The organism is Micrococcus sp. LASM2_SD2, assembly GCF_057364565.1.
Map to the genome: position 1 here is coordinate 1 of NZ_JBNFOB010000118.1, position 7,061 is coordinate 7,061.

Annotated in this window: 5 protein-coding genes; 3 read left to right on the forward strand and 2 right to left on the reverse strand. The window is 72.2% G+C overall.

Going from position 1 to position 7,061, the window contains the following annotated elements:
* Positions 1–185: 185 nt before the first annotated feature.
* A complete protein-coding gene (locus AC2W7A_RS07495) occupies positions 186–1,475 on the forward strand; it encodes a polysaccharide deacetylase family protein (RefSeq protein WP_485990804.1) in 1,290 nt (429 codons plus the stop codon).
* 5 nt (positions 1,476–1,480) lie between these two features.
* On the opposite strand, the gene AC2W7A_RS07500 is transcribed toward AC2W7A_RS07495, so the two are convergent.
* Positions 1,481–2,713 (reverse strand): MFS transporter, encoded by a 1,233-nt coding sequence (locus tag AC2W7A_RS07500; RefSeq protein WP_485990805.1) that lies wholly within the window; start codon positions 2,711–2,713, stop codon positions 1,481–1,483.
* Positions 2,714–2,754: 41 nt separating this feature from the next.
* On the opposite strand from AC2W7A_RS07500, the gene AC2W7A_RS07505 reads away from it, so the two are divergent.
* Positions 2,755–4,173, forward strand: a complete 1,419-nt coding sequence (locus AC2W7A_RS07505) for a phosphomannomutase/phosphoglucomutase (RefSeq protein ID WP_485990806.1) — start codon at positions 2,755–2,757, stop codon at positions 4,171–4,173.
* Positions 4,174–4,309: 136 nt separating this feature from the next.
* Here AC2W7A_RS07505 and AC2W7A_RS07510 read toward each other — a convergent pair whose 3' ends face one another.
* Positions 4,310–6,469 carry a RecQ family ATP-dependent DNA helicase gene (locus AC2W7A_RS07510; RefSeq protein ID WP_485990807.1) on the reverse strand — a complete coding sequence of 720 codons (2,160 nt, stop codon included), beginning with the start codon at positions 6,467–6,469 and terminating at the stop codon, positions 4,310–4,312.
* Between the two features lie 186 nt (positions 6,470–6,655).
* Between AC2W7A_RS07510 and AC2W7A_RS07515 the strand changes: the two genes are divergently transcribed.
* Positions 6,656–7,061, forward strand: a 406-nt coding sequence (locus AC2W7A_RS07515; RefSeq protein ID WP_485990808.1) for an RrF2 family transcriptional regulator, incomplete at its 3' end; no start/stop codon positions are given.

Below are 7,061 nucleotides of genomic sequence, written 5' to 3' on the forward strand. Positions count from 1 at the left end.
GACCGACGGCGCCCCACCCTGGCGATGGTGGCGCCGTCGTCGGGCCCGGGTTCGGCCGACCGGGTAGGTATGGGTCACGATAGTGAATTCCTGTGTAAAAACCCCCTTTTGCTTTGTCCCTGTGAACGGTGCGTGAGAAGGTGGGGTGCTTGCCGTCGAGATGCCTTTCCGGAGGGGAACCACGCATGCCCGCAGCCCGCGCCGCCCGCCGCGCCGCCACCGCACTCACCGCCGCCCTCGCCCTCACGCTGGCCGGCTGCCAGACCGACCCCGTCCCGCACGAGGACCTCGCGGGCGACCGCCCGGCGAGCGCGGCCCCTGATGCCCCGGCGGAGTCCGGTGGGACGGACGAGTCCGCCCCCGGGGAGTCGTCATCGCCCGAGGCGTCCCAGCCCGCGACGGCAGAGCCCTCGGAGGCGGCCGAGGACCGGGGCGTCCCCATGCGCGCCTTCACCGCGGACGAGACCCCGCCGCAGTTCCTCCTGTACTCCTTCGACGGCGGCCTGGAGTCGGACCGCTACGCCTACTTCATGGACGCCGCAGACGAGGTGGACGCGAAGTTCACCGTCTACCTCTCCGGCATCCATCTGCTGCAGCCGGAGAACCGCACCTGGTACCAGGCGCCGGGCAACGAGCCGGGTCGCGTGGCCAAGGACCTCGGCGGCCCCAGGGAGGAGATCGCCGAGCGCATCCGCATGATCAACGCCGCCTACGCGGACGGCCACGAGATCGGCACGCACTACATGGGCCACATGTGCTTCGTGGAGGAGTACGGCGGAGACAAGTGGACCACCGAGGACTGGCGCGCCGAGCACAAGCAGTTCTACAAGATCCTCGAGGACCCCGCCGGCGTGAACGGCTACGGGGACGACCCCGACTTCCCGGACGTGGAGGTCCCCGCCGAGGCGATCCAGGGACAGCGGCTGCCCTGCCTGGACGGGCAGTGGGACCAGCTGATGCCGGTGTGGCACGAGTACGGCCACACCTATGACACCTCGCGCGGCGCCCAGCACCGCGGCGTGGGCTGGCCCTACCAGGAGGACGGCGTCTGGCAGTTCGAGATGCCGCTGTTCTACTCGCCCATGGCCGCGTCCATGGGCGCGGAGAACCCGTACATCATGACCATGGACTACAACTTCTGGATCTCCTCGCAGCGACTGGGCGTCGGCGAGGAGGACACCAAGCGGCTCGCCGAGATCTACCTGGACACCTACCGGTACGTGTACGACTCGGTGTCCCGCTCCAACCGTGCGCCGATCGTGTTCGGCAACCACTTCAACACCTACGGCGGGGACGCCTACAACCCGGCCCTGGCTCAGACGATGAAGGAGTTCTGCCCGCAGGAGGGCACCTACTGCGTGACCTACCAGACGATGGTCGAGTGGCTGGAGCTGCAGGACCCCGCTGTGCTCGAGGCCTGGCGGAAGCAGGGCTACTCGGCGGTCGGCGACGACCTGGCCGACGTCCGGGGCTGACCCGTTCAGCCTGCGTGGGCGCCCCCACGCAGGAACAGGGCCGCCACGAGGGCGGCGCACGCCACCAAGCCCACGATGCCCAGGACGGTGGGAGCCCAGCCGGCGGCCTCGAACACGAGACCGGCGAGCCAGCCGAACACGGACGAGCCGCTGTAGTACCCGAGGTTGTACAGCGAGGTGGACTGTGCCCGACCGCCGCGGGCCGCCACCCCGGCCCAGCTGGACGCCACCGAGTGCGCCGCGAAGAAGGCGCCCGTGAACAGCAGCAGACCGGGGATCAGGGTAAAGGGGCTCTGGACGATGGTCAGCAGGGCACCGGCGGCCATGACCATGCTGGCGCCCAGCAGGACGCGGTACCGGCCGTGGCGCATCGTCAGCGACCCGGCCCACGGGGAGGTCCACGTGCCCGCCAGGTAGGCCAGGAACAGCAGAGCCACCACGGACAGGGGCCAGCCCAGGGGCTCGGCGGTGACCGCGAAGCCCACGTAGTTGTAGAGGGCAACGAAGCCGCCCATGAGCAGTGCGCCCTGCAGGTACACGGCGCACAGCACCGGCGAGCGCAGGTTCTCCAGGGCGGCGGACACCACACCGGACAGCGGGGTCGGGCGGCGGACGAAGTGCCGGGCCTGGGGGGCGATCAGAAGGAACCCCACCACGCAGAGCACGCCGACGCACGTCACGGCCAGCATGCCCGCCCGCCAGCCGAAGGCCTCCCCCAGCGGAGCCGCCACGAGCCGTCCGGACAGACCGCCGAGCGTCGTCCCGGCGATGTAGGTGCCGGCCGCAAGTGTCACGGCGAAGGACTCCACCTCTTCCACGATGAGCGCCACCGCCAACGCGGCCACGCCGCCGTGGGCGAGCCCCTCCGCGAAGCGCAGGGCCAGCAGCATCGGGAACGAGGCCGCGAGTCCTCCGGCGAGCGCGAAGGCGCAGGCCGAGACCATGGAGACGGCGATCGCGCGACGGCGTCCCCAGCGGTCCGAGGCGAAGGACCATGGGATCACGGACGCCGCCAGGCCTGCGGTGGCCGCGGAGACCAGCAGGGCCGCCTCGTGGGAGGTCACCTGCAGGTCCGTCGCCACGAGGGGCAGCAGTCCCTGTGGGGAGTAGAGCTGGGCGAAGGTCGCCACGCCCGCGAGGAAGAGGCCGAAGAGCAGCCGCCGGTAGCCGGACTCGCCCGGGGACCAGCGGTCTCCCTCACCCGGACCGGGGTGAGAGCCGTCACGGGAGGGGTGCATGCGACCACTTGTAGCACGGCGGGTCCACTACCATCGGCTACGTGACTACTCAGGGTGACATCAAGCTGACCGATTCGTTCAAGGCCTACGACGTCCGCGGCATCGTGGGCGAGACCATCACGGCGGAGTCCGTGCGCGCCGTGGGCGCCGCGTTCGTGGACGTGCTGGGTCTGGCCGGAAAGACCGTGTTGGTCGGCGGGGACATGCGCCCCTCGTCGCCCGAGTTCAAGGAGGCGTTCGCCGAGGGTGCGCGTGCTCGCGGCGGTGACGTGCTGATGATCGGCACCATCTCCACGGACATGCTCTACTACGCCGCCGGCGTGCTGGACGCCGCGGGCGTGGTGTTCACCGCCTCCCACAACCCGGCCGCCTACAACGGCATGAAGATGGCCAAGGCCGGGGCGGTCCCGGTGTCCTCGGACACGGGCCTCTTCGAGATCCGTGACGTGGCCCAGGGCTACCTGGACGCCGGCGAGATCCCGTCGGTCGAGTCCCCCGGCTCCCTGGAGGAGCGGGACATCCTGGCGGGCTACGCCGAGTACCTGCGCTCGCTCGTGGACCTGAAGGGCATCCGCCCACTGAAGGTCGTGGTGGACGCCGGCAACGGCATGGCCGGCAAGACCACCCCGGCCGTCCTGGGCGGGGATGTGCTCGAGGCCCTCCCGCTGCAGATCGAGCCGCTCTACTTCGAGCTGGACGGCACCTTCCCGAACCACCCGGCGAACCCGCTGGAGCCGGAGAACCTGGTGGACCTGCAGAAGGCCGTGGTGCAGCACGGCGCGGACATCGGCCTGGCCTTCGACGGCGACGCCGACCGCTGCTTCGTGGTGGACGAGAAGGGCGCCCCGGTGTCCCCGTCCGCGATCACCGCCCTGGTGGCCCGCCGCGAGATCGCGCGTGCCAAGGCCGAGGGCGAGGACACCCCGGTGATCATCCACAACCTGATCACCTCGAAGGCCGTCCCGGAGCTCGTGGCAGCCGACGGCGGCCGCGCGGTGGTGACCCGCGTGGGCCACTCCTTCATCAAGACCGTCATGGCCTCGGAGGGCGCCGTGTTCGGCGGCGAGCACTCCGCGCACTACTACTTCCGCGACTTCTTCAACGCGGACACCGGCATGCTGGCGGCGATGCACGTGCTGGCCGCCCTGGGCGGACAGGACGTCCCGCTGTCCGAGCTCGCGGACGAGTACGAGCCCTATGTGGCCTCCGGGGAGATCAACTCCGAGGTGGAGGACAAGGACGCCGCCGTAGCCGCCGTCCTGGCGGACCACGAGGGCGAGGACATCGAGGTCTCCCGCATGGACGGCACCACCGTCTCCGCGAAGGACGGCTCCTGGTGGTTCAACCTCCGCCCGTCCAACACCGAACCCTTCCTGCGCTACAACGGCGAGGCCAAGGACGAGGCCACCATGGCCGCGGTCCGGGACCGCGTCCTGGCCGCGGTCCGCGCCGAGCGCTGACCGGCGGGCGCTCCCGGCGCACACGAGGCGGCCCTCCTGCTCATCCGAGCGGGAGGGCCGCCTCCGTCCGTGCCCACTCCCCGCGTCCCAACGACGGCCGCTCGCCCCCGCCTGCCGGCTCCCCTCCCAGGCCCGATCAGGCGGACAGCGCCAGCACGAACGGCAGGACGCCCTGGGCCCCGTTCTCCCGTAGGACGCGGGCGCCCTCGGTGAGGGACCACCGGGAGTCGGCGAGGTCGTCCACGAGCAGCACCGGCCCGTGCCGCCCGGCGGCGGGGGCGGAGGCGAGCATCTCGGCCAGCTGCACGGGGACGCCGAAGCGTCCGTACACGGAGCCCAGGCGGTAGGCGCTGTTGCCGCCGGGACCGGCGGTCGGGCCGCCGTGCAGGGGCTCGAGCGAGCCGAGGAACGGCAGCCGGCCGATCCGGGCGATGCCCTCCGAGAAGGACCCCACCAGCTGCGGCCGGCCGCGGGACGGCATGGCCACCACGGCGATGGGCCGCTGCTCCCAGTCCCAGGCCGCGAGGACCTTCACCGCGCCGTCCAGGACCTGCTGAGGCACGGGGGCGTCCTCGGCGTTCAGCAGCTCGCGGAGGCGGGTGCCCCAGCCGACGTCGGACAGCCGGGCCAGGGCCCGCCCCTCCTCGGCCTGCAGCTCGCCGGCGATGCGCCCCTTCACGGGCACCCCCAGACGGTCCATCCCGGAGGGCCACGCCTTCCGCGGCTCCAGGGGCACGCCCACCCGGCCCAGGGACCGTTCGGCCGCCGCACGCGCCTCCGTGTCCGAGCCGGTGGGGTACCAGGGGCCGGCGCAGGTGTCGCAGCGCCCGCAGGGGGCGGCGGTGGGGTCGTCCAGGGTGCGGGCGAGGAACTCCATGCGGCAGCCGTCGGTGTTCTCGTAGTCCAGCATGAGTCGCTCTTCGGCCAGGCGTGCCTCGGCCACCCGCCGGTAGCGCTCGGCGTCATAGCTCCAGGGCTGCCCGGTGCGCTGCCAGCCGCCGCCCACACGGACAACGGCCCCGTCCACGGCGAGGACCTTGAGCAGCAGCTCCAGGGCGGTGCGCTTCATGGCCACGGCCGTCTCCAGCTGGGGGACGGACATGGCGCCGCCGGCCTCGAGCGCCTCGAGCACGGCCAGCGCCTCGCGCTCGTCCGGCATGGATGCGGTGGCGAAGTAGCGCCAGATGTCCCGGTCCTCGGGCCCGGGCAGCAGGAGCACCTCCGCGTGGTCCGTGCCGCGGCCGGCACGACCGACCTGCTGGTAGTACGCCACCGGGGAGCTCGGAGCCCCGAGGTGCACCACGAAGCCCAGGTCCGGCTTGTCGAAGCCCATGCCGAGCGCGGAGGTGGCCACCACGGCCTTCACCCGGTTGGCCTTGAGGTCCTGCTCGATCTGCGCGCGCTGCTCCGGATCCGTGCGCCCCGTGTAGGACACCACCGGGTACCCGGCCTCGGCCAGTGCCCGAGCGGTGTCCTCGGCGGAGGAGACGGTGAGCGCGTAGACGATGCCGGACCCCGGCAGGTCCTCGAGGTGGGAGATCAGCCAGGCCAGGCGGGAGGCCGGGTTGGGCATGCGCAGCACGCCCAGCTGCAGGGACGCGCGGGCCAGCGGGCCGCGGAGCAAGAAGACCTCCTGCTCGGACTGCACGCCGAGCTGCTCCACCACGTCCTGGACCACGCGCTCGTTGGCGGTGGCGGTGGTGGCGAGCACCGGCACCGCCCGCTCCCCCGTGGCCGGCAGGCGCCCGATGAGGTCCCGGATGCGGCGGTAGTCCGGGCGGAAGTCATGGCCCCAGTCCGAGATGCAGTGGGCCTCGTCCACCACCAACAGGCCCATGCGCGCCACCAGGTCCGGCAGCTGCTCCTCCCGGAAGCGCGGATTGTTGAGGCGCTCCGGGGAGATCAGCAGCACGTCCACGGTGTCCTCGGCCAGTCGGGACCGGACCTGGTCCCACTCCGTGGCGTTGGCCGAGCTCATGGTCACCGCGCGCACACCGGCCCGGGAGGCGGCCTCCACCTGGTCCCGCATCAGGGCGAGCAGCGGGGAGACGATCAGCGTCGGACCCGCGCCGCGGGCACGCAGCAGCAGGGAGGAGACGAAGTAGACGGCGGACTTGCCCCAGCCGGTGCGCTGGACCACCAGCGCACGCCGACGGTGCCGCACGAGCGCCTCGACGGCCTCGTACTGGCCGTCCTTGAACTGTGCGGCGTCGTTCCCGACGAGGCTGCGCAGCACCTGCAGCGCCTCGGAGCGGAGGGCGTCGTCGGCCGGCGGGGTCTGCTCTGCGGTGCTCATGCGGCCAGTCTGCCAGCCGGAGCGGACGGCGTACCCGCCTGGGACCGCCCCTGTGGACACACCTCTCCTGCACAACCTCCCTCACCCGCACCCAGGCGGCCCTCTCACCCGGGCCCCACCCACCCGGCCCGCACGTGCCTCGCCCTCGGCTGGAACTCCGCCTGGCGGACGCGGGATAATCGCTCCATGAAGCTCAACGCGTTCACGGACGTCTGCCTGCGGGTCCTCATGGTCCTGGCCCGACGCCCGGACGAGCGCGCCACCGGCCAGGCGATTGCGGACGAGATCGCGGTCCCCTACAACCACGTGTCCAAGGCGATCGTGGAGCTGCGCCGCCGCGGTGCCGTGGACGTGACGCGCGGCCGCTACGGCGGGGCGCGGATCACCGGGGCCGGCCTTCAGCTCAGCGTCGGCGTCCTGGTGCGCGAGCTCGCCTCCCGCGAGGAGGTCATCGACTGCAGCGGGCACGAATCCGGCGTCCCCTGTCCCCTGGCCGGCGGATGCCGCCTGCGCACGGCCCTGCACCGTGCCCGCGAGGCTTTCCTCGCCGAGCTCGAGCCGGTCACCGTGCGCTCCCTCGTGGCGCCGCGGC

Excerpts from the sequence above, each read along its gene's own strand:
- AC2W7A_RS07495 (WP_485990804.1), top strand. The coding sequence starts at position 186 with ATGCCCGCAGCCCGCGCCGCCCGCCGCGCCGCCACCGCACTCACCGCC.
- AC2W7A_RS07510 (WP_485990807.1), bottom strand. The coding sequence starts at position 6,469 with ATGAGCACCGCAGAGCAGACCCCGCCGGCCGACGACGCCCTCCGCTCC.
- AC2W7A_RS07500 (WP_485990805.1), bottom strand. The coding sequence starts at position 2,713 with ATGCACCCCTCCCGTGACGGCTCTCACCCCGGTCCGGGTGAGGGAGAC.